The organism is Lysinibacillus sp. NPDC096212, from assembly GCF_044763105.1.
Classification (GTDB): Bacteria; Bacillota; Bacilli; order Bacillales_A; family Planococcaceae; genus Lysinibacillus.
This window is the reverse complement of the sequence record NZ_JBIWFQ010000001.1, coordinates 85,606-107,665: the sequence shown is the minus strand read 5'-3', so window position 1 is coordinate 107,665 and position 22,060 is coordinate 85,606. Positions and strand designations below refer to the sequence as shown.

The window sequence follows — 22,060 nt, the reverse complement described above, 5'->3', positions numbered from 1 at the left end:
GGCTCATCTTCAAAAGTCGTGTATGCCATTTTTTAAAATAATTCCTAAGTACTGCTTCTACGCATTAATGATAAAAGTTAAAATAAGCATTAGTGTAAAAGTATTAGGTAATTAATTCTCTTAATGGATATGACTTACTTTTTCTCTTTAGAGGGCGAACAGATGCCCGACTATCCTTGACAGAGCTTAAGGCTAGCTATACAATTAAAAATGTATAATTTCTGAATTATGACTTTAAATAGGCAGTACATTCTGACTTCATTTTAAGTGAAGATGAAGACTCTGGCAGATGTTATGGATTTTGAAAGAAATGAATAATAAGAAGGTAGCCTTAGATTTTCGCATCCTGCGAAAACGGCTGACGTATCTGCATCGGTAAAACGCCACTTCCCGTGACTATACCGAATGCCCGACATCGTGTCGGCTCCTCGTGCAGACCTAAACATTTCAAAATCTGAGACACAATTAGTATGCCGAGGCGAAATTGATGTATGCGCCGACTGAAACTGTAATACCCAAATAGCAAGAGGAGGTGTTCATATGGATGGAATTACTATCATCTCCGCTTTGCTTGGACTCATCGTTGGTGCCGCTGTTAGCTATATCTACATGAAAAAAGTGAATGACTCAAAAATCACTGGTGCTAAACATGTCGCTGAAACAATCGTTGAAGAAGGAAAACGAGAAGCGGAGGCATTGAAGAAAGAAGCACTACTTGAAGCCAAAGATGAAACTCACAAATTTCGTACTGAAGCAGAAAATGACATTCGTGAACGTCGTTCAGAACTTCAGAAACAAGAGAACCGTTTATTGCAAAGAGAAGAGAATCTTGATCGCAAAGATGATGCTCTAAATAAGAGAGAAGCAAGCTTAGAGCGTAAAGAACAAGCGCTAAGCGAAAGACAACAGCATATGGAACAGATGGAAAGCAAAGTGGACGAGCTCGTTGCCTTGCAAAAATCAGAGCTAGAGCGAATTTCTGCTTTAACTAGAGATGAAGCAAAAGCTATTATCTTAGGAGAAGTAGAAAAAGAGCTAACAACTGATATTGCTGTGATGACGAAGGAAGCTGAAACACGTGCGAAGGAAGAATCAGATAAAAAAGCACGTGAAATTTTATCACTGGCACTGCAACGTTTTGCAGCGGATCATGTTGCTGAAACAACAGTATCTGTCGTGAACTTGCCAAATGATGAAATGAAAGGTCGTATTATTGGTCGTGAAGGTCGTAACATCCGTACTTTGGAAACGTTAACAGGTATAGATTTAATTATTGATGATACTCCAGAGGCGGTTATTTTATCAGGCTTTGATCCAATTCGTCGTGAAACGGCTCGACTTGCACTTGAAAAACTTGTACAGGATGGCCGCATCCACCCTGCTCGAATTGAGGAAATGGTAGAAAAATCTCGACGTGAAGTGGATGAACAAATCCGCGAAACAGGTGAGCAGACAACATTTGAAATTGGCATTCATAATTTACATCCAGATTTAATGAAGATTTTAGGCCGCATGAAATATCGTACAAGTTATGGACAAAACGTTCTAAAACACTCAATTGAGGTCGCATATTTAGCAGGCTTGCTCGCTGCTGAACTTGGTGAAGATGTAGCATTAGCTCGCCGTGCAGGCTTATTACATGATATTGGTAAGGCAATTGACCATGAAGTTGAAGGTAGCCATGTCGAAATCGGTGTGGAATTGGCAACAAAATACAAGGAACATCCGGTCGTTATAAACAGTATTGCTTCTCACCATGGTGATACAGAAGCAACATCTGTCATCGCGGTATTAGTGGCTGCAGCTGATGCGTTATCAGCAGCTCGTCCAGGTGCTCGAAGTGAGACGCTTGAAAACTATATCCGCAGACTTGAAAAGTTAGAGGAAATTTCTGAAAGCTATGATGGCGTAGAAAAATCCTTTGCGATTCAAGCTGGTCGTGAAATCCGTATAATTGTACAACCTGAAAAAATTGATGACTTAGCTTCACATCGCTTAGCGAGAGATATCCGTAAGCGAATTGAAGAAGAACTTGATTATCCAGGTCATATTAAAGTAACGGTTATTCGTGAAACACGTGCCGTGGAATATGCGAAATAAAATCATTAATAGATTTTATTTCAAAAGAAAGAATAGAATTTTCGAGTCGATATGCTAGGTGGATAATTGTACTAGATAATCACAGGAAAACCTTGTCGCGGATTGCGGGCTCGAAATGTTTTTCATATTAATGAAGCACTGAAAACTTTAGCAATTAAAGTTAATTTCTTGAAAAAATAGGTAACTTCTTGTTCGGTTTCGAACAAAGAGTTGCCTATTTTTATTTGCTCTTTAGTTATCCAATAAGCACTTCCTTAATAGTACTCATAATATTTATAGATTGTGCATAATAAAAGTATTGGACCTTTTCTAATTAGAGAGGAGGATATTGATGGTTGATATGCATAGTCATATCTTATGGAATGTAGATGATGGACCAAAAACAATGGCAGATACTATGCGATTGTTTGAACAAGCGGTTAAAGAAGGAATTAAAGAAATAATAGCCACTCCCCATTGCCATCACCCACAATATCATGCAAATTACAGCGCAGTGAAAAATCAAATTCACTTATTACAATCTGAACTCATAAAAAAAAGTATTCCTCTCACACTTTTTACCGGTCATGAAGTACGATTATCAGAAAAAATCATGCCACTCTACAAAACAAATCAAATCCACACATTAGCATGCTCTAATTATATGTTGTTAGAATTACCCTCCTATATTGTACCTGCTTATACAATAATAATTATTCGTGCATTACTGTCTGAAGGAATTACCCCAATTATTGCGCATCCAGAACGAAATAAAGCCATTGTTGAAAGGCCTGTTTACTTAGAACGATTAATTTGCGAAGGAGCAAAAGCACAAATAACTGCTGGCAGCTTAGCTGGTTATTTTGGACGCACAATACAAAAGCGCTCACTTGAGCTAGTTAGGGCTAATTTAGTTCATACCTATGGATCGGATGTACACAATCTATCATCTCGACCATTTTTTTTTGATGCAGGACTTTGTTATTTAGAAAAGAAAAAAGAGTTAGATGCGATCGATATATTACTCGAAAATAATGCAAGAATAATTGAAAACCAGCCTTTTATTATACAAGAACCTTGTAAAATCGAAGAGAGGAAATGGTGGAAGATTTTTTAGGATTAAGAAAAAAGAAGTGTAATTATCTTGAGATATATGTAAATGAAAAATACGGACAGCTTTAATGTCATTATTGAAATCGTTGACGGTAAATTGCTGTGGCCAGATGGGTCTTGTCGACATAGGGATATATCCGACAAGCGTAAACGTCTCTACAGATTTGAAATTATTGAATGAACAGAAGGTGTCATATTGAGTATTGTAGATGATCACTATAGGCAATGGATAAAGGAAACTGTCCCCTCCTATTTAAAAGAAGAATTACTAGCCATTGTCAATGATGCAACACAAATTGAAGATCGATTTTATCAATACCTACAATTTGGTACAGCAGGTATGCGTGGTGTGTTAGGTGCTGGTACAAATCGGATGAATATCTACACAATTCGCAGAGCTGCATACGGGCTAGCGCAGTATATCACAGAAAACGGGGAAATAGCCAAACAGCGGGGTGTTGTCATTGCCTATGATACACGGCATTTCTCAAAGGATTTTGCTATTGAAACAGCTCAAGTGCTGGGGGTATTAGGGGTAAAAGTATTCGTTTTTCGCGATGCACGCCCAACACCTGAATTATCTTTTGCAGTAAGGTATTTAAACGCTTTTGCAGGTGTGGTCATTACCGCTAGTCACAATCCCAAACAATATAATGGATTTAAAGTTTATGGGGGGGACGGGGCACAACTGACGCCATCTGCTATTCAAACTATCGTTGAAAAACTCGATGATATCCAAAATATTTTTGACATTCCAACAACATCATGGCACACATTAGAGCAGCATCGAACTGTAGAATGGATGTTACTTAATATTGACCAAGCCTATCAAGAAAAATTACTCGGTTTAAAACAACGTACAAATATTGACTTCACCATACCAATTGTTTACTCACCTCTTCATGGTGCAGGGCTAATATCGGTACAACAAGGTTTACAAGCATTTGGTTTTACAAATGTCCATATTGTAGAACAGCAAGCCGTACAAGATGGAGATTTTCCAACGGTTCCTTATCCAAACCCAGAGGAAGCAGCAGCCTTTACGTATGCAATACAAAAAGGTAACGAAACAGGTGCACAAATACTATTAGCAACCGACCCAGATGCCGATCGATTAGGTGTGGCAGTAATAACAGAGCATGGTTATCAATTATTAACAGGTAATCAGCTAGGTGCACTTATCTTACAGTATTTGCTTGAGGCGAAAAAAGAAAAAAATGCGCTACCTGAAAACGGCGTATTATTCAAAACAATTGTTACCTCTGAACTTGGTGCAGTAATTGCTCAACAATACGGAGTTGAAACTGTGAACACACTGACAGGTTTTAAATACATTGCAGAAAAGATTGCTGAGTATGACGAATCGAAGGAAAAAACGTTCCTATTCGGCTATGAAGAAAGTTATGGCTATTTGGTTCAAAGCTTTGTGCGTGATAAAGATGCTGTTCAAGTTGCGTTGGTAGTAGCAGAGATGGCAGCCTATTATGCAACAAAACAACAAACATTACTAGATGCTCTGGACAGTTTATTTAATAAATATGGCTATTATCAAGAAGCATTACAGTCACAAATATTTGAAGGTATTTCTGGTCAAAAGGAAATGCAAGCTTTACTTCAAAACCTTAGGGAAAATAGAATTTTTGATATTGCAGATCAAAAAGTAATGGTAATAGAAGATTACTTAACGCAACAAGCCATTCATCAAGATGGCTCGATTTCCTCAATTAAATTACCTAAAGAAAATGTTTTAAAGTTTATTTTAGAAGATCAATCATGGATAGCGATTCGCCCTTCCGGAACAGAGCCAAAATGTAAGTTTTACTTCGGTACAGTAGCTAATACGAAAGAACAAGCACAGCATAAGCTACAACAATTACAGGCAGCCTTTATGACAAGCAATTAGTTGAAAGAATGGACATAGAGCGATGAAGAAAGCCAAAAAAATAATTATCCCAGCAGCAGGTATTAGTTTTTGGCTTGATTCCAAAAAAAAATTTATACTATAAAATCTGTACTTTTAAGAAAAGGAGTAAATAGATCCAAAGATGTTAATAGGCCTTTTTTATAGAGCAAGATGAAAAAAAGTTCCTATTATTAACCTTAAAGGAGAAATGCCGGATGAATATTCTTATTAGCTGTCCTGGAAAAAGAGTAGAAATGTTAGAAGTGTTTAATCGTGAATTTGCGAAATTTAACATGGAGATAATAGCTACAGGTAATTCAAATATATTACCAGCCCTATATTCGGTGGAAAATTCATATATAGTACCATCGTTAGAAGCTGATAATTATGTTGAAGAACTTTTGGAAATTTGTAAAAAGAATAAAGTTAAAGCAATTCTAACTATGTTAGATAAAGATATAATGGTTCTCTCTAAAAATATTGATAAATTTAAAGAAATTGGGGTTATCCCAATCTTACCTAATTTAAGTATTGCAAAGACTTGTGATGACAAGTATTTAACGTATGAATTTTTGACAACAAATGGGATTCGCTGTGCAAAGTCATACAATGATTTAGAAACTTTTGAAGATGATTATAGTAAAAATAAAATCTCGTTCCCTGTAATAGTCAAACCAAATAGTGCTGATGGTAGTAGGGGAGTTATTAAATGTACCAATTTGAAAGAACTAGAAAAGAGTTTTCATAATGGACATAAAAATATAATACAGGAGTTTTTAAATGGTACTGAGTATGATATAGATGCATATATTGATATTAATTCACAAAAAATGGTATCAATATTTGCAAAGGAAAAACTCTCAGTGACTATAGGTGGTGCTGATAAAGTCATTTCTTATAAGGATCTTAAGCTATTTGACCTTATTGAAGATTTATCTAATAAACTCAATATTACTGGTCCTATTGATGTAGATGTGTTCAAGGTTAATGGAGAATATTATATAGGGGAAATCAATCCTAGGTTTGGTGCGAACTATATATGTGCTTACGGGTGCGGTGTAAACTTCCTTGAATTATTAATAAACAATATAAATGGTAAAACGAATGTGAAGAATATTGGCAACTACAGTGATGGTATTTTAATGATGAAATATGAAAGGATTATGTTTAAAGCAGCAAACGAAATAATAGGTGTTTAGAATTAACAGAGAGGGAGCGGATGTTTTTCGTGTAAACTTATCCATGCTTATGTCCTTTATTTTGGATTTGGATGATTTACTACCACCCAACCATTATAAAGGCTTTTTTATGTCTAAATAATATTGCAGAAAATTCGTTTCCAGAAACGCGTTGAATTATTTTAATGCGACGCTGGTGGAATAAAGTATAAACTAACTTCGTATATTAGGATAAAAATCGAGTATACCTTCCTGTTTTGGTTTTATTAATAATTAATCGCTATAAAGCGGAAATGAATTTATAGATTGAGAGAAAAAAACAGTTAGTACTACAATCAGGGGGAGAAAATCAGGTGGAAAATATCTTGGTCAGTATTCACTGTCTCGCGTATAATCACGAACAATATATAGCGGATGCGATTGAAAGTTTTTTAATGCAAAAAACAAATTTCAAATTTGAAATATTAATACATGATGATGCCTCGACAGATAGAACTGCAGACATTATTAGAGAGTATGAGAAGAAATACCCTAATTTGATAAAGCCTATCTATCAAACTGAAAATCAGTATTCCAAAGGTGTTTCTGTAAGTACAATTAATATTAGCAGAGCAAGCGGGAAATATATTGCTATTTGTGAGGGGGATGATTATTGGATAGATCCTTATAAATTACAAAAACAATTCGATTATATGGAGAAGCATCCTGAATGTAGCCTATGTGTTCATGGTGGAAATGTAGTAAATGCTTCGGATAAGAAATGTGTATTATTTAACCGTCTAAATAAAGGAAATAAGGAATTCTCAGTTGAAGAAGTAATTGAAGGAGGAGGAGGTCTTTTTTTAACAAATTCCATGTTTTACCGACTGAAGTTTGGGAAGGAGGGACCAGACTTTCTTGTAAATGCCCCTGTTGGCGATTACCCTTTAGCTATTTATTTATCATTGCTAGGTACGGTGTACTATATGGATGAGTTGATGTCTTCGTATCGAGTAGGTGATAGTACTTCTTGGACGGGCAGAACTTTTTCTGATATAGAAACAAAGAAGCAGCATTATCGTGAAATAGAAGATATGTTGGATGAAATAAATCTATATACGAACAATAAATTTAAGGATGCTATTGATAGGAGAAAGAATAGTACTCAGTTTTTCCTTTTACTTGAACAGGGGAGATTTAAAGAAGCAAAAACAGGAGAATATAGAGAGCTATATTTAAATTTAGGATTAAAGAAAAAAACAATATTATTTATAAATCAATATAGTCCAAGTATCTCAAAGCTTCTTAGATTTGTTAAAAGGAGGATCATAAATTGGACGATGATATAACAAAATCTAAAGTCCTTTCTTCTCTATTATGGAAGCTGTTAGAACGAGGAGGGACGCAGGGAATTCAATTTATGGTGTTGATTGTACTAGCCCGTCTACTTCTTCCAGAGGACTTTGGGTTACTCGTTCTAGTTACCATTTTCATAACAATAGCTGGTGTGATAGTGCAGAGTGGATTTAACACAGCATTGATACAAAAGAAAAAAGTGGATGAAGCGGATTATTCATCTGTATTTTATTTAAACTTATTTGTTGCCATTAACCTGTATGTCATACTCTTTTTTATAGCCCCATTCATAGCCTCATTTTTTGCAGAACCCCAACTACTATCTGTCTTAAGAATTCTTTCCTTAACATTGTTTTTCGGTGCGTTTAATTCAATTCAACATGCAGTTATTGCACGCAATATGCAGTTTAAAAAACTGTTCTTTAGTAGTTTGGGAGCCGTTATTATATCTGGTGTTGTTGGTATAACAATGGCCTATGCAGGATATGGAGTTTGGGCTTTAATTGGACATCAAATTACAAACCAGCTTATAGTAACGGTCATTTTATGGTTTACAGTAAATTGGCGACCGAAGCTTATCTTTTCAATGGAGAGGCTCGGAAGTTTATTTGTGTTTGGATGGAAATTATTAGCTTCATCATTGATTGATACCATTAATTACAACATTCGGAATCTACTAATTGGTAAAATGTATAGCCCTGCATTATTAGGTTTTTATAATCGGGGTGAGCAATTTCCTAGCGTAATTATTAACAACATTAATGGTTCAATACAATCCGTAATGTTTCCTACTTTATCCTTCCATCAAGATAATACAGAAAGAGTTAAGGCTATGGTACGTCGTTCAATCATTATGAGCTCATTTGTAATTTTTCCGATGATGTTCGGACTTGTAGCTATTGCTGAGCCTTTAGTTAAAATTTTGTTAACAGAAAAATGGCTACCTTCCGTGCCATTCTTACAAATTTTTTGTATTAGTTATGCATTATGGCCTATACATACTGCAAATTTACAAGCAATTAACGCTTTGGGACGTAGTGATATTTTTTTAAAACTAGAAATTGTGAAAACTATATTAGGATTGATTATTTTAGCTGTCAGTATCCCATTCGGTGTTCATATGATGGCTTTAGGAGTGCTCGGAGTTGGAATTTTATCGACTTTTATTAACGCATATCCAAATTTACAATTACTAAACTATAGCATTCAAGAACAGTGGAGAGATATAAAACCATCTTTGCTAACATCTTTAGTGATGGGGGCTATTGTTTTTCCAATCCACTTGATTGGGTTGACTGAGATTGTGACGCTCATTATTCAAATAATTGTAGGGATCGTTTTATATGTAGGGTTAGCAAAAGTATTTAATTTTGATGCCTTTACTTATTTACTATCGATTATAAAAGGTCTGTTTAGAAGGAATACCACTACTAAAATTATTGTAAATGAGGAGGCCACAGAATGAAAAAATTATTAATGCTTGGTGGTGCACATTCTCAAATTCCAGCAATAAAAAAAGCAAGAGAAATGGGTCACTATGTTATTACTTGTGATTATATAAAAGAAAATCCAGGGCATCAATATGCTCATGATTACTATAATGTCAACACTACGGATAAGGAAGGTGTCTTATCATTAGCAAAATCGTTAAACATTGATGGCATAGTTAGTTATGCGTCTGAACCTGCAGCACCTACTGCGGCTTATGTTGCTGAAAGGCTAGGACTACCGTCACATCCTTATGAATCTGTAGAGATATTGTCAAATAAGGATTTGTTTCGGGAGTTTCAGAAGAATAATAATTTTAACGTTCCAAGAGCAAAGGGCTATCGAGCGGTGGAAGAAGCTAAAGCTGATTTTCATGATTTTAAAATGCCTGTAATGATAAAACCTGTTGATTCTTCAGGCAGTAGAGGAGTCTCAAAAATAGATTCCATTGACATTTTGCAGGAAAAAATAGAGTACGCTTTAAGTTTTTCGAAAGTGAAACGTTTTATTGTGGAAGAGTATATAGAAAAGCATGGTTATCATGTTGGGGGGGATGGTTTTTCTGTAAATGGAAAGCTTGTTTTTCGTAGTTTTACGAATGAGCACTTTCCGACATTAGCATCACCAAATCCATTTGTCCCAGTTGGTTCAAGCTGGCCATGCAAAATGTCTGAGCATATTCAACAAAAAATTCATAAAGAGATTCAAAGAGCGTTGACTTTACTCAATATGAAATCAGGTGCCTATAATTTTGATATTCGAGTGGACGAACAAGAAAATATTTATCTTATTGAGATAGCTGCTAGGAATGGTGGCGATTGGATTCCACAAGTAACAAAATATGCAACTGGTGTAGATATGATCGAATATACTATTAAGGCGGCTTTAGGTGAGGATTGTAATGATTTGACTATGGTTGAACCACAAGGATATTGGTCGGTGTATGTATTGAATAGTGAAACTAGCGGAGTATTTATAAATGTGGAAATGCATGATGAAATAGAAAATGGCATTGTTGAATATGAATTGCTAGTTAAATCAAAAAGTCACATTAAAGCATTTTCAGGATCTAATGAAAAATTGGGCACTATGATACTACAATTTCCTTCAGAAGATGACATGTTAGAAAAAATGGAGCATATCACAAACTTCGTGAAGGTAAATGTTGAGTATTCATTTGTGAAAATAAATAACGTCAAGAAGGTGAATATATGAAGCCTATTCAAGTAACACAATCATCAATGCCTGGTTTTACGGAATTCTCTGAAGAAATTAGAGATCTTTGGGATAGTCGCTGGTTGACCAACATGGGTGTAAAGCATAATGCTTTAGAAACTGAATTGAAACGGTATTTGAATACAAAAAATATTACGCTATTTTCTAACGGGCACCTAGCATTAGAATACGCGATTGAAGCATTTCAATTAACTGGCGAAGTTATCACCACACCTTTTACATTTGCATCGACAACGCATGCAATCGTACGAAAAGGTTTAACACCAGTTTTTGCTGACATTAATCTTAATGATTACACCATAGAAACAGATAATATTGAAAGGTTAATAACAGATAAAACTTCCGCTATTATAGCCGTTCATGTGTACGGAAATGTATGTAATATAAAAGAGATTGAAAGTATAGCAAGTAAATATAATCTAAAGGTCATATTTGATGCTGCTCATGCCTTCGGGGTAACGGTAGGTGGTGAAAGTGTTGCAAACTTTGGTGATGCTTCCATGTTTAGTTTCCATGCAACTAAAGTTTTTCACACTATTGAGGGTGGAGCACTAACCGTTAAAGATTCTAACATAAAAGACTTATTAAATATTTATAAAAATTTTGGTATTACTGGACCTGAAACAATTCAGTATATAGGTGGTAATGCTAAGATGAATGAATTTCAAGCAGCGATGGGTTTGTGCAATCTCCGGAATATAGATATGGAAATAGGGAAGCGAAAGAAAGTATTTGAGAGATATGTTGAACATCTCAGTGGTATCAGAGGTATTAAATTATTGCCTCCTCCAAAAGATGTGTCGAGTAATTATGCATACTTCCCTGTTGTATTTGATGGTTTCCAACTTTCGCGGGATGAAGTGTATGAGAAATTAATGAAACATAATATTTTTCCCCGAAAGTATTTTTATCCTTTAACGAATAGCTTTGAATGTTTCAGAGAAAAGTTCAATGCTGAAGATACACCTGTCGCAAAATATATTGCAGAGAGAGTTTTAACACTACCATTGTATGGGGATCTCATGCTAGAAGATGTAGATAAAATTTGTATACTTTTGAAAGAATAGTGTACAAGTTATCTGTAAAACAAAAGAATTTGCAAGCCATAAATTATATAGTAGAAGGGCTATTTAATTTAATGAAAAAATATTGGAATGGGAGAGAACAATATCTTTACTTCGTTCCTCTAATTTCCAAAAGATGATCTTTATATTGTATTTTGTAGACAAGAGGAAATTTACATGGAGTTAGAATTCCATGATGATCAAGATACTTATTAGTAGTTTTATTAACTTAAGAAGGGACACTTAGAATGAGGATAGCCTTAATGCAACCTTATTTTTTTCCGTATCTAGGATATTTCCAACTGATACACTCGGTAGATGAATTTGTCATTTTTGATAATGCTCAATATACGAGAAGAAGTTGGATAAATAGGAACCGAATCTTGAGTGAGCATGGAAAAAGTATATATTTCAATGTTCCAGTATGTAAAGCTTCTAGAGAAACTAAAATTAAAGACATTGTCATAAATAGTAATATGCATTGGCAAGAAAAGATTCTCAATCAATTAATATTTTATAAAAACGCGCCATTTTTTATGAATGTTATGGAATTCGTAACGGATTGTTTAACAAATAGTAACAGCAATTTAAGTCAATTCATTACTTTAGTTCTAAGAAAGACTTGCACATTATTAGGTATAGAAACGAGTATTACTATTCTGTCGCAAAAATTCCCTACTATTAAAGAGGCTAATGCAGCAGATGAATGGGGAATTAAAGTATCTAGGGCATTAAATGCGACTACCTATATTAATGCGATTGGTGGCAAGGATTTTTACAATCAGCAAAAATATATAGACAATGATTTGGAAATTCAATTTATTCAGCCAATACTAACACCATACAAACAATACTCAAATGATTTTATGCCTGGCCTTTCAATAATTGACGTCATGATGTTTAACGATATTAGTAAAATTAAAGAAATGTTAGATATTCATGAATTAGTTAGATGATAAAACGAAAAATAACGATATTGAGCAATATAAAAAGAAAGAGGAGCTTGCTCAACCACTTATGAAAACAGAATATGGTAAGTATTTGCTGGAAGTACCTTATGCCTTGGATCATTCACTTACAACAATACATTGAAAGAGGTAGGAATGATGGTAAAGAAAAAAATATTAGTTACTGGCGGTGCAGGCTTTATCGGAGGTAATTTTATCCAATATTTAATTTGTAAGTATCCTTCCTATGAAATTTATAATTTAGATTTATTGACGTATGCAGGTGATCTAGGTAAACATCGAGCATTTGAAACAAATGATAACTATACATTTGTAAAAGGCGATATTGTAAATCGTGAGTTGGTTATGACTTTTTTTAAGAAGGAACAATTCGATTATGTGGTTCATTTTGCAGCAGAAAGTCATGTGGACCGCTCAATTACAGATCCATCGGTATTTGTTCGAACAAATGTATTAGGGACACAAGTATTATTAGAAGCAGCGATGCAAGTAGGTATTTCAAAATTTGTCCATGTATCTACGGATGAAGTTTATGGGGAATTGGATTTTGAACCATCTACTTTTTTTACAGAAGAGACATCATTACTACCAAATAGCCCTTATAGTGCAAGTAAAGCTTCTTCTGATTGTTTAGTCCGTGCTTATTATAAAACATATGGATTACCAATGAATATTACGCGTTGTTCGAATAACTATGGACCATATCAGTTTCCAGAAAAATTAATTCCTTTAACTATTTCTCGTGTGTTAAAGGATGAAAAAATTCCTATATATGGTGACGGACAAAACATACGAGATTGGTTACATGTTTTTGATCATTGTACGGCCATTGATTTGGTGTTACATGAAGGTGTCAACGGAGAGATATATAATATTGGTGGGCATAATGAACGCACCAATTTAGAAGTTGTTCAAACAATTATTAAGACATTAGGGAAATCAGAAAAACTTATAAAGTATGTAACAGATCGTTTAGCTCATGATAAACGCTATGCCATTGACCCAACTAAAATAGAGCAATTAGGTTGGAAGCCCATATACACATTTGAAACTGGCATTGCGCAAACGATTCATTGGTATGTTGAAAACAACACATGGTGGGAGCAAATTATAAGTGGACAATATCGACAGTATTTTGAAAAGCAATATTTATGATGATGGAAGCTAGAAAAGCTCAGACGAAAATTACAATTCAAACACCTCAATTATTGATAGCATCTAGAAAAGATTGAAGTCCAAAAAGCTTCAAAATTTAGCGAAGAGAACTTGGCTCATAATTCATGACATAAGATGAAATAAATGATTATTGCTAAATAGATATTATTTCTGTATAAAGCTTGCGGGATTCGTAGACAGAGAAGAAAGAAAACAAATACTTTCTTCTGTTAAAGAAAATCGATTTTTATTACAATATCGAAATAATAATAACCATATAATCGCTAGTGTTTTGTGTAAAATAATAGGCTTTCGCGCAACTATGGCTATTTTCAAAGCGCGTATTATTAGTAAAAGAAAATGAAAAGGGAGACAACCATTTGATATTAGTTATCGGTGGAGCGGGATATATAGGTAGTCATCTTGTAAAAGAGTTAGTAAAGAAAGAAGCAGTTATTGTATTGGATAATCTTTCAACTGGTCACCGGGAGTCGATTGATGAAAAGGCGATTTTTGTGCAGGGGGATTTAGGAAAAAGAAGCGATTTGGAGCACGTTTTTTCGCAATATTCCATTAAAGCAGTAATGCACTTTGCTGCGAGTAGTCTAGTTGGTGAATCTGTAGTAAATCCGCAGAAATATTATGAGAACAACGTTATATCTACATTAACTTTATTAAGTGTAATGTTAAAGTATAACGTGAAAAATATTATATTTTCATCAACTGCTGCGACATATGGGGTTCCTAACCTAAACATGATTGATGAAACAATTGTGCCAAATCCAATAAATCCTTATGGAAGATCAAAGCTTATGATTGAACAAGTTCTCATGGATTATGCAACAGCCTATGATTTACGTTACGTAGTTTTAAGATATTTTAACGCAGCCGGGGCCTATGAAACAGCGGAAATTGGCGAAAGCCATAACCCAGAAACGCATCTTATTCCAATTGTATTGCAACATTTGGCTGGTGATAGGGAGAAGGTGTGTATTTATGGTACAGACTATGAAACACCCGATGGCACATGCATTCGTGATTATATACATGTTACAGATTTAGCAATAGCACATATTTTTGCATTGAATTCATTACTTGAGAATAAAAATAAAGAGGCAATTTATAACTTAGGGAATGGTCGTGGCTATACAGTAAAAGAAGTAATAGAAACTTGCGAGGCAGTAACAGGTAAAAGGGCAAATATTGAACTCTCTGAAAGACGTGAAGGAGATCCTGCTAGACTTATTGCTTCATCTAAAAAGATTTTTGATGAACTTGGGTGGAGGGCAGAAAAAAGCTTAGTGGAAATTATTGAAGATGCTTGGAAATGGCATAACAATCAAAGATACTAAAGGGCTTAGAACTTAATTTGAAATGTGATTGACTAAAATATTCATCGTTATAACAAAAGTGCTGAATTTTACCTAAAACCAGGTGTAAAAGTTAGCACTTTTATATTTTTCACCAATTAGTCAATTTGTTTACTTTTGAATAACAATTGAAAGTTCTTCACCATGTATAAAGAGAAATTCACCTTCATATAAGTAGTAAATAGCAAAGTGTTTGTACAAACGAGGTTAAGTTTTTCATATACAAATTGAAAAGCATATTCTTATAGTTACCGGAATTTTTCCACCAATCGTGGAATTCCGCAATAGAATGATGTCAGCATTTTAATTTGATAGTTTTTGGTTTTCGTGACCAATCTTTTTAATAAGAAAGAAAAGGATAGCCATAAATTTCATCAGTGGGATCATGACTAATGGGGATGTGTATAATGAAGGATCTAATTTCAGTAATAATGAGTACTTATAATGAAAAGATGGAATGGTTAAAAGCGAGTATTGAATCGATTTTGAATCAAACATATTCAAAAATTGAATTCATTATTGTATTAGATAATCCAGATAATACTATGATTAAAAGAGTTGTATCTGATTATGCAAATAGAGATGAGCGTATAATCGTTGTTGAAAATGATAAAAACATCGGACTAACCAATAGTTTAAATAAAGCTTTAGAATATTGTAAGGGTGAATATATAGCAAGAATGGATGCGGATGACATCTCAGATAATAACAGACTAGAAAAGCAATTGCTTTACTTGAAAAAGTATAACTATGACTTAATTGGATCGAAAATTAGAAGTATTGATGAGAGTGGGAATGTTATACAAAAATCTTCTAATCATCCCGTTTCAAATAATATTATTAATAGTATTTTGAAATATGATAATTGTATTCCTCATCCAACATGGTTTGTCAAAAGAGAAGTATATACTGACTTAAATGGATATCGGAATTTACACACCTGTGAAGATTATGATTTTTTATTGCGGTGCTCCCAAAAATATCGGATTGGTAATTGTAATGATGTAACGCTTACTTATAGGCTCAATTCTATTAGTATTTCAAGATCGAATGCCTTAAAACAATTTTTATCTGCGAAGTATTTACAAAAAAACTATAAAAATATTGATTTAATTAACCAATCAGAAATCGATAAGTATGTAAATAAGAGGACTACACAAAATAAGGTAGAAAATTTTGATAAAACACAGCTCTATTTTAAGGAAGCATTAGTTTATAAAGAAGAAGGCGAGTTCTTTAAAATGGTATTAAATTTAATTATTGCCTTAAAAACCTCAAAATATTTCCTTGAAAGGTGTAAAAACATGTTATTTATCAGAACTATTAGACTAGTTAAAAGGTGATAGTAATTGCCAAGCATACACATTAGGCATGCGCGCTTGATGAGAGAGGACGAGTGCTCCGAAGCAATCAAGAGCAGGTTTCGATGCTTTTTATGAAAGATTATTTGCTATGTGCTGCGTATGAAAATAGCGACGTGTTAGTCGGTTTTCAACCTACTGGCATTATAAAGAAATGGTGGCAGATTCTTGACCTGAAAAAGCACTATTAGTTTGCACTCTTAAAGAGGGGTAGTAAGGGGAGAGAAAAGTGATTTACGAAAAAAAAAGAATTTCAAATAATTATTTTCTAATATTTATTTTAGTATTCAGTGTTTTTTTAGGTAATCTGAATGTAAACATTGGTTTTTCGTTAAAACCACATATGGTATTAATGGTCGTAATTTTTATGTTTACCCTTAGTAAAATTGTTTTTCATAAGCCTCAAATTCATGAAACCTTTATGATTTTCTTCTATGTTTTCTACTGTTTTACTGGAGTATTTTCTACATATCCGTTGGCAAGTATTCGTTTGACTATTGCTATTTTAATCGGCCTTTTTTCATACTTTATATATAAATTTTTATTTTCTAATATTACATTAAAAGAATTTGAACGAATAATTGGGACAGTAGGAATACTATATAACGTAATTTCATTATTGTTTTATCTATTTGGTTTAATTTCTAATAAATTTAATTTTTATGGGAATGGCATTAGAGTTTATGGCTTAATGCTAGATAGAAATATGCCCAGATTAATCGGTATTTTATCAGACCCTAATATATTTGTTGTATCCAATTCGTTCTTCTTGTTCTTTTTCCTAGTAAATATGAAAGACAATAAAGGGAAGGTTGGATTTGTTTTAGCTTTAATTACAACTTTACTAACTTTTTCAAGGGGGGGCATATTAGCAACCTTAATAGGGGTTGTGATTACTATCGCTTTTTTTACTGTAAAAACAAAAATAAAAATTTTTTTTGTCGTACCTATAATTACATGGATAAGTTACTTTACCGTATTAAAAGTGACGCATATCGATATCTATCAGATTTTGATAAAAAGAATGGAATCTGTTGGTAAGGATGGCGGTAGTGGCAGAGTTGAAATATGGAACAATGGTTTGTCACTCTTTTCAAACCATCCTGTACAAGGAATTGGTATTTATAATTTTAGGGATTATAGTGCGGAATTTTTTGGTGAAGGAATTTATATGCACAATACTTTTTTAGAAATATTAGTTGAGTCGGGTGTAATTGGCTTTGGATTATTCTTTATATTTTGGACACTATTATTTTTTAGAATAATGTTCATTGTAAGGATGGATAAATCAAAGGTATTTCTCCTAGGGACTTATGTTTCAATTTCAATTTCTTTAATGTTCCTTTCACTAATTGCGAGTGAATATCTATTTTTATTTCTAGCGCTTATATGGCGATACAGTATTACAGAAAAAGAATATCTGTACCGTGAACAGATTAAGTTTGAATAAAAAAATTATAAAATTGGGGGAAACTATGAAGTTAGTCAGTGTAATTATTCCAATTTATAATGTAGAGCAATACTTACAAAAATGTGTACAATCAGTTCAAAATCAAACGTATACAAATCTAGAAATATTTTTAGTCAATGATGGTTCAGCGGATAATTGTGGAAAGGTAGTGGATGAATTAGCTGTTGAAGATTCAAGGATTAAAGTAATTCATAAGCCGAACGGGGGCCTGTCTTCTGCAAGAAATGCTGCATTAGATAAGGTCAGTGGAACTTATATCATATTCGTGGATGCTGATGATTGGATAGGGTTGAATATGATTGAATCCATGGTACATGAAATGGAACAGCATGAAGCAGAATTAGTAGTATGTGATTATACGAAAGTATACGAAGAAAAAATAGAGAAGAATTTTTTAGAAATTAAGCATGAGACAATCGATATTGGGAAGTTAGGTTTAAAAGGATACCTATATGAATACTTCTTTAACTACAAACATGGGGATGAAGTTTGTAATAAATTGTATAAAAATACGATTATTAAAGAACACCATATACGATTTGAACCAAATAGTGAGATATTCTCAGAAGATAAGCTATTTAATCTATATTACTTAGTGCATATAAAAAAAATAATAAGTATCGATTCATCTTTTTATAATTATTTGCAACGAAATGGTTCGCTCATGCAACAACCTAAACCTGAAATTATAGAACAGTACTTAAACTTGGCGGAAAAGTACATCGATTATTTAAAAAGGAATAATTTGGATATGACAAGTATATACTCTATCTTAGTATTCCATTTGTTTAATAGTTCACTAAAAAACTATGTCAAATCGGGTGCAAGCATTTCACAAATAACAGCGGCTATTGATAAAACGCAAAATAGAGAAATAATGCAATTAATGGCTATTTTGAAAACAAATAAAGAAGTAATAGCATACTGTCAGAGTAATCGAACAAAATTATTGACACCTTTATTCGTCAAGATGTATGCAGTTTGTTATACATTAAAGTTTAATTTGATCCTCGCATATACATTTAAAAATATTATGAAATAGGATGGTTTATTGCATAAAAATAACTTTCTAGTTTCAATTATTATGCCTGTTTACAATGCGGATAAGTATGTTGGCCAATCCATTGAATCTGTTCTAAATCAAACGTACAAAAATTGGGAATTGATAATTATTAATGACAAGTCAACAGACAATAGTCAGCAAATACTACTAGGATATAAGGATAGTCGAATAAAAATTATTAATTTGACACAAAACGGTGGTGTTGCGAATGCTAGAAATGCTGGTATTGAAAAAGCAAAAGGACAATTTTTAGCTTTTCTTGATAGTGATGATTTATGGCATCCTGAAAAATTATCCAAACAACTCGATTTCATGCAAGAACTTGATGTGGCATTTTCCTATACACAATATCAAGAAATAACAGAAAATAATAAACGAACACGAAAAATTGTTAAGGTATGCAAAAAACCAGTGGATTATAAAAAATTATTGCGTGTTAATTACATTGGATGTTTAACAGTTGTATTAGATACACGTAAAATAGCTAAACCATTTTTCAAGGAGACTAAGCATGAAGATTATGTTCTTTGGCTAGATATTTTAAAAGATTATGAGATAAAGGCATACGGAATGGATGAAGTATTAGCTTATTATCGAATTACACCAGGTTCCATAAGCAGAAATAAATTCAAAGGTATAACGTGGAACTGGAAAATTTATAAAAATCATCTTGGTATGACGACAATTCAATCTGTCTACCGGATGTGTATTTTCTTGCTTAATATTTCGATAAAATACGTTTCAACTAGATTGACAGGTTAAGAATGGTGAAAAGGCTCTTGAACAGATATAAAAGCATTTGAGGTATAAGGCTAAATGCAATTAGAGGTAAAGAATTTTATGATTCAGAAAAATATCAAGAACATGACTTAAAGATAGAATTTATTAAACCAACGATAACCCCTTACGACCAATAAAGAAAATGATTTTATACCGAGCCTTTCCGCTATTGATGCCATGATGTTTAACGAAATAAAAAGTTAGCACATACGAATTAGTAAAGTAAGTGATGAACACGTCTTAGGTATGGGGGGATATGGATGAAAGGAATTATATTAGCAGGAGGTTCAGGGACGCGGCTTTATCCGCTGACAAAGTCGGTTTCAAAACAAATATTGCCGGTTTATGACAAACCTATGATTTATTATCCACTGTCTGTATTAATGCTTGCTGGTATTACAGAGGTACTTATTATATCAACACCTCGTGATGTGACTGGATTTAGAGAGCTTTTAGGTGACGGTCAAGACTTGGGTATGTCTATTGATTATGCCATTCAAGAGTATCCGAATGGTTTAGCCGAGGCTTTCATTATCGGAGAGTCATTTATTGGAGATTCGTCGGTCGCTTTAGTGTTAGGCGATAATATTTTCTACGGTTCCAATTTCAGTGTTCTATTACAAGAAGCGGCTACATTAAAGACTGGGAGTATAATTTTTGGTTGTTATGTCAACGATCCAAGAGCCTATGGAGTCGTTGAAGTGGATGAGCAAATGAATGCTATTTCAATAGAAGAAAAACCTGCATTTCCGAAATCTTCCTATGCTGTACCGGGTTTGTATTTTTTTGATAATAATGTAGTGGCCATCGCCAAAAATGTAAAACCGTCAGCACGAGGAGAATTAGAGATTACATCGATTATTGGAGAATATTTACTCAAAGGCGAATTAAAGGTGGAACTTACCGGACGTGGGTTGGCGTGGTTAGATACTGGAACGCATGAGTCATTACTAGAAGCATCAAATTTTGTAGAAGCTATTCAAAAAAGGCAAGGGTTGTACATTGCTTGTATAGAAGAAATTGCTTTCAGAAAAGGGTATATTACAAAACAACAGTTAATTGAACTTGCAAAACCGCTGATGAAAACAGACTATGGGAAATATTTAATGGAAGTTTCTCAATCATTTAAGCAATCTCATATTTTCGTGTAGCGGTTTTATAGTGGGAATTGTTAAAGCGAAGGTGAAATGGTGGACAAAAAATGTGCTTGTCACGGGTGAAGCGGGATTTATTGGAGGCAATGAAACTTTGCTCTGTAGCGGAAGGTGAATGTTGTTAGCTACACTGGTTAACCCTTCACTCCAATTACCCAGTATTTTATTATTAAAATATCTCTTAGCCAGATGTCATTCTCGAGTTTTGGTGACGAGCCAGTATTAATGAGAATGAAAAGTGCTATCTTTTGTAATGTTTGCTGCATAAGGTAGCACTTTTATAATTACTAACTAAAATTGGAAAAGACAATTACATATTTGAATAAAAAGTAATCGTTATTAATATATTAAAAAGTAAATTAAATCGTGATCGTGAATTAATAAATTAACAACATGCCATAGGAGAGGACAGCCTTACACCTTACACGAAGGGAGATTAAATGAAAAAAATACGTAAAGCCATTATACCCGCAGCAGGATTAGGTACGCGTTTTTTGCCAGCTACCAAAGCAATGCCGAAGGAAATGTTGCCGATTGTTGATAAACCGACTATTCAATATATCGTTGAAGAGGCAGTAGCTTCAGGTATTGAGGATATCATTATTGTTACTGGTAAAAATAAAAGGGCAATTGAGGATCATTTTGATAATGCGTTTGAGCTCGAGGCAAATTTACTAGAAAAAGGGAAGTTCGATATGCTCGAGAAAGTAAAGGCCTCCTCTAAAGTAGATATACACTATATTCGTCAGAAGGAACCTCTAGGCCTTGGTCATGCGATATGGTGTGCACGTAAGTTTATTGGGGAAGAACCTTTTGCGGTACTTTTAGGGGATGATATTGTGAAAAATGAGATTCCGTGTCTGAAACAATTAATCGAGCAATATGATCAAACGTATTCGAGTATTATAGGTGTGCAAAAGGTTCCAGATGTAGATGTTCATCGTTATGGAATCATTGACCCGATTTCAACAGAAAATCGTTTGATGGAAGTAAGGGAATTTATCGAGAAGCCTGCTTTCGGAGATGCCCCCTCAAATTTTGCAATCATAGGAAGGTATATTTTAACTCCAGAAATTTTCACCTTTTTAGATGAACAAAAAAAAGGTAAGGGCGGTGAAATTCAATTAACAGATGCGATTGAAGCATTAAATAGTTGTCAGCGTGTATTTGCATTTGAAATAGAAGGAAGCCGCTATGATGTTGGAGAGCATATTGGCTTTATTAATACAATTATTGATTTTGCGTTGGATCGTGATGAGTTACATGAAGCGATTACCAATTTACTGTTGAATAAAGTGAAGCAACTTAGGGAGAGTCACTTCGAATTAAAATGATTTACGTC

General features: G+C 33.8%; 17 protein-coding genes. All 17 read left to right on the top strand.

From position 1 onward, the window contains the following. The first annotated feature begins 540 nt into the window (after positions 1 to 540). The 17 genes from rny to galU all read left to right on the top strand — a co-directional run bounded on the left by rny (position 541) and on the right by galU (position 22,052). Positions 541 to 2,100, top strand: a complete 1,560-nt coding sequence (rny, locus tag ACIQ7T_RS00520) for a ribonuclease Y (RefSeq protein WP_370075166.1) — start codon at positions 541 to 543, stop codon at positions 2,098 to 2,100. Positions 2,101 to 2,431: 331 nt separating this feature from the next. After that, the gene (locus tag ACIQ7T_RS00515) at positions 2,432 to 3,196 is read left to right on the top strand and encodes a tyrosine-protein phosphatase (RefSeq protein ID WP_370075165.1); all 765 of its coding nucleotides are present in this window, start codon (positions 2,432 to 2,434) and stop codon (positions 3,194 to 3,196) included. A 192-nt stretch (positions 3,197 to 3,388) separates the two neighbouring features. Beyond that, entirely contained in the window at positions 3,389 to 5,095 is a 1,707-nt protein-coding gene (locus ACIQ7T_RS00510) for a phospho-sugar mutase (protein ID WP_402868081.1), read from the top strand. A gap of 215 nt (positions 5,096 to 5,310) precedes the next feature. After that, positions 5,311 to 6,294, top strand: a complete 984-nt coding sequence (locus ACIQ7T_RS00505; RefSeq protein ID WP_402868079.1) for an ATP-grasp domain-containing protein — start codon at positions 5,311 to 5,313, stop codon at positions 6,292 to 6,294. 332 nt (positions 6,295 to 6,626) lie between these two features. Further along, positions 6,627 to 7,601 carry a glycosyltransferase family 2 protein gene (locus ACIQ7T_RS00500; RefSeq protein ID WP_370075162.1) on the top strand — a complete coding sequence of 325 codons (975 nt, stop codon included), beginning with the start codon at positions 6,627 to 6,629 and terminating at the stop codon, positions 7,599 to 7,601. After that, a complete protein-coding gene (locus ACIQ7T_RS00495) occupies positions 7,586 to 9,073 on the top strand; it encodes a lipopolysaccharide biosynthesis protein (RefSeq protein ID WP_402868077.1) in 1,488 nt (495 codons plus the stop codon). The genes ACIQ7T_RS00500 and ACIQ7T_RS00495 overlap by 16 nt, the downstream gene beginning before the upstream one ends. Further along, positions 9,070 to 10,311 (top strand): ATP-grasp domain-containing protein, encoded by a 1,242-nt coding sequence (locus ACIQ7T_RS00490; protein ID WP_402868075.1) that lies wholly within the window; start codon positions 9,070 to 9,072, stop codon positions 10,309 to 10,311. The genes ACIQ7T_RS00495 and ACIQ7T_RS00490 overlap by 4 nt, the downstream gene beginning before the upstream one ends. Next, on the top strand, positions 10,308 to 11,399 hold the full coding sequence (locus ACIQ7T_RS00485; protein WP_402868073.1) for a DegT/DnrJ/EryC1/StrS family aminotransferase: 1,092 nt from the start codon (positions 10,308 to 10,310) through the stop codon (positions 11,397 to 11,399). The genes ACIQ7T_RS00490 and ACIQ7T_RS00485 overlap by 4 nt, the downstream gene beginning before the upstream one ends. 260 nt (positions 11,400 to 11,659) lie before the next feature. Continuing rightward, a complete protein-coding gene (locus tag ACIQ7T_RS00480) occupies positions 11,660 to 12,352 on the top strand; it encodes a WbqC family protein (protein WP_370075158.1) in 693 nt (230 codons plus the stop codon). Positions 12,353 to 12,502: 150 nt separating this feature from the next. Next, the gene (rfbB, locus tag ACIQ7T_RS00475) at positions 12,503 to 13,519 is read left to right on the top strand and encodes a dTDP-glucose 4,6-dehydratase (protein ID WP_402868071.1); all 1,017 of its coding nucleotides are present in this window, start codon (positions 12,503 to 12,505) and stop codon (positions 13,517 to 13,519) included. Positions 13,520 to 13,899: 380 nt separating this feature from the next. Beyond that, the gene (galE, locus tag ACIQ7T_RS00470) at positions 13,900 to 14,871 is read left to right on the top strand and encodes a UDP-glucose 4-epimerase GalE (protein WP_370075157.1); all 972 of its coding nucleotides are present in this window, start codon (positions 13,900 to 13,902) and stop codon (positions 14,869 to 14,871) included. A 425-nt stretch (positions 14,872 to 15,296) separates the two neighbouring features. Continuing rightward, the gene (locus tag ACIQ7T_RS00465) at positions 15,297 to 16,232 is read left to right on the top strand and encodes a glycosyltransferase family 2 protein (RefSeq protein WP_402868069.1); all 936 of its coding nucleotides are present in this window, start codon (positions 15,297 to 15,299) and stop codon (positions 16,230 to 16,232) included. Between the two features lie 247 nt (positions 16,233 to 16,479). Beyond that, positions 16,480 to 17,700, top strand: coding sequence for an O-antigen ligase family protein (locus ACIQ7T_RS00460; protein ID WP_402868068.1), 1,221 nt, complete (start codon positions 16,480 to 16,482; stop codon positions 17,698 to 17,700). Positions 17,701 to 17,725: 25 nt separating this feature from the next. Further along, on the top strand, positions 17,726 to 18,763 hold the full coding sequence (locus tag ACIQ7T_RS00455) for a glycosyltransferase family 2 protein (RefSeq protein ID WP_402868066.1): 1,038 nt from the start codon (positions 17,726 to 17,728) through the stop codon (positions 18,761 to 18,763). A 9-nt stretch (positions 18,764 to 18,772) separates the two neighbouring features. Further along, positions 18,773 to 19,546 carry a glycosyltransferase family 2 protein gene (locus tag ACIQ7T_RS00450; RefSeq protein WP_370075153.1) on the top strand — a complete coding sequence of 258 codons (774 nt, stop codon included), beginning with the start codon at positions 18,773 to 18,775 and terminating at the stop codon, positions 19,544 to 19,546. 278 nt (positions 19,547 to 19,824) lie between these two features. Next, entirely contained in the window at positions 19,825 to 20,715 is an 891-nt protein-coding gene (gene rfbA / locus ACIQ7T_RS00445) for a glucose-1-phosphate thymidylyltransferase RfbA (protein ID WP_370075152.1), read from the top strand. A 443-nt stretch (positions 20,716 to 21,158) separates the two neighbouring features. Continuing rightward, positions 21,159 to 22,052 carry a UTP--glucose-1-phosphate uridylyltransferase GalU gene (gene galU, locus ACIQ7T_RS00440; protein ID WP_402868064.1) on the top strand — a complete coding sequence of 298 codons (894 nt, stop codon included), beginning with the start codon at positions 21,159 to 21,161 and terminating at the stop codon, positions 22,050 to 22,052. The last annotated feature ends 8 nt before the right edge of the window (positions 22,053 to 22,060 follow it).

Excerpts from the sequence above, each read along its gene's own strand:
- ACIQ7T_RS00480 (WP_370075158.1), top strand. The coding sequence starts at position 11,660 with ATGCAACCTTATTTTTTTCCGTATCTAGGATATTTCCAACTGATACAC.
- ACIQ7T_RS00490 (WP_402868075.1), top strand. The coding sequence starts at position 9,070 with ATGAAAAAATTATTAATGCTTGGTGGTGCACATTCTCAAATTCCAGCA.
- rfbA (WP_370075152.1), top strand. The coding sequence starts at position 19,825 with ATGAAAGGAATTATATTAGCAGGAGGTTCAGGGACGCGGCTTTATCCG.
- rny (WP_370075166.1), top strand. The coding sequence starts at position 541 with ATGGATGGAATTACTATCATCTCCGCTTTGCTTGGACTCATCGTTGGT.
- galU (WP_402868064.1), top strand. The coding sequence starts at position 21,159 with ATGAAAAAAATACGTAAAGCCATTATACCCGCAGCAGGATTAGGTACG.
- ACIQ7T_RS00485 (WP_402868073.1), top strand. The coding sequence starts at position 10,308 with ATGAAGCCTATTCAAGTAACACAATCATCAATGCCTGGTTTTACGGAA.
- rfbB (WP_402868071.1), top strand. The coding sequence starts at position 12,503 with ATGGTAAAGAAAAAAATATTAGTTACTGGCGGTGCAGGCTTTATCGGA.
- ACIQ7T_RS00515 (WP_370075165.1), top strand. The coding sequence starts at position 2,432 with ATGGTTGATATGCATAGTCATATCTTATGGAATGTAGATGATGGACCA.
- ACIQ7T_RS00465 (WP_402868069.1), top strand. The coding sequence starts at position 15,297 with ATGAAGGATCTAATTTCAGTAATAATGAGTACTTATAATGAAAAGATG.
- ACIQ7T_RS00505 (WP_402868079.1), top strand. The coding sequence starts at position 5,311 with ATGAATATTCTTATTAGCTGTCCTGGAAAAAGAGTAGAAATGTTAGAA.
- ACIQ7T_RS00455 (WP_402868066.1), top strand. The coding sequence starts at position 17,726 with ATGAAGTTAGTCAGTGTAATTATTCCAATTTATAATGTAGAGCAATAC.